General features: G+C 76.5%; 2 protein-coding genes. Both read right to left on the reverse strand.

Going from position 1 to position 941, the window contains the following annotated elements; translation table 11 throughout:
• Positions 1–99 precede the first annotated feature (99 nt).
• Positions 100–381: a DUF6111 family protein gene (locus FK498_RS18835; RefSeq protein WP_141857251.1), complete on the reverse strand. Its 282-nt coding sequence runs from the start codon at positions 379–381 to the stop codon at positions 100–102.
• Between the two features lie 2 nt (positions 382–383).
• Positions 384–941, reverse strand: a 558-nt coding sequence (locus FK498_RS18840) for a CoA pyrophosphatase (protein WP_141857254.1), incomplete at its 5' end; no start/stop codon positions are given.

A 941-nucleotide genomic window follows, 5' to 3' on the forward strand; every position in this document is an offset into this window, starting at 1 on the left:
GAGCACCGCCGCGACGGCGGGGTCGCGCAGGAACGGCGGCGGGTCGATGCGGAAGGCGGGCGCGTCCATGGCGCGCCGGTGTAGCACGCGCCGGGCGCGTCAGTTCGCGCGGCCGCCCTCGGTGATGCGCCCGTCCTCGAGCCGCGCCGGCACGTAGCGTTCGCCCGGCTGCAGCGACCGCTGCTCGGCGAACCACAAGAGCCCGATCGCCAGCACCGCGACGCCGGCGAGCGTCAGCACCAGCCACGGCGCATCGCGCCAGGCGATCGCGGGCCGGCCCTCGCCGCCATCGGGGCCGACGCGGCGCATCAGGAACAGCCAGCCGAAATAGAGCGCGAAGGGGATCAGGAACAGCAGGATCCCCTGGACGACACCGCGCATGCTCAGCCCTCCCGGACCAGTCCTCCCAGCGTGACCAGCATCGCCGCGGTCGCGCCCCAGATCAGGTGCCGCTCGTGCGGCACCACCCAATACCGCCTGAGCCGCCCGCGGAACACCGCCTCCTCCTGCCGCGGCCCGGGCGGCCCGACCAGCGCCGCGAGCGGCAGCTCGAACACCTCCGCCACCTCGCGAGGGTCGGGTCTGGGGGTCACGGGGGGCGCGACCAGCCCGACCACCGGCGTCACCCTGAACCCCGTGCCGGTGACGTGCGTCGGCAGGCGTCCGACGACCTCCACCGCGGCGGGATCGAGTCCGATCTCCTCGCGCGCCTCGCGCAGCGCCGCCGCCTCCGGCGTGGGATCGGCCGGCTCGATGCGCCCGCCCGGGAAGCTCACCTGGCCACCGTGGCGGGCAAGATGGGCGGTGCGCAGCGTGAGCAGCACGCTCGGCGCCGGATGCAGCACGATCGGCACCAGCACGGCCGCCGCGACCAGCGCCGTGCCGTCGGCGGCCGCCGGCGGGGCGGCCGGGGGGCCCCCGCCCAACCCCCCCACGCTGGA

It is taken from the genome of Elioraea sp. Yellowstone, assembly GCF_006704265.1.
GTDB lineage: Bacteria > Pseudomonadota > Alphaproteobacteria > Acetobacterales > Acetobacteraceae > Elioraea.

Excerpts from the sequence above, each read along its gene's own strand:
- FK498_RS18835 (WP_141857251.1), bottom strand. The coding sequence starts at position 381 with ATGCGCGGTGTCGTCCAGGGGATCCTGCTGTTCCTGATCCCCTTCGCG.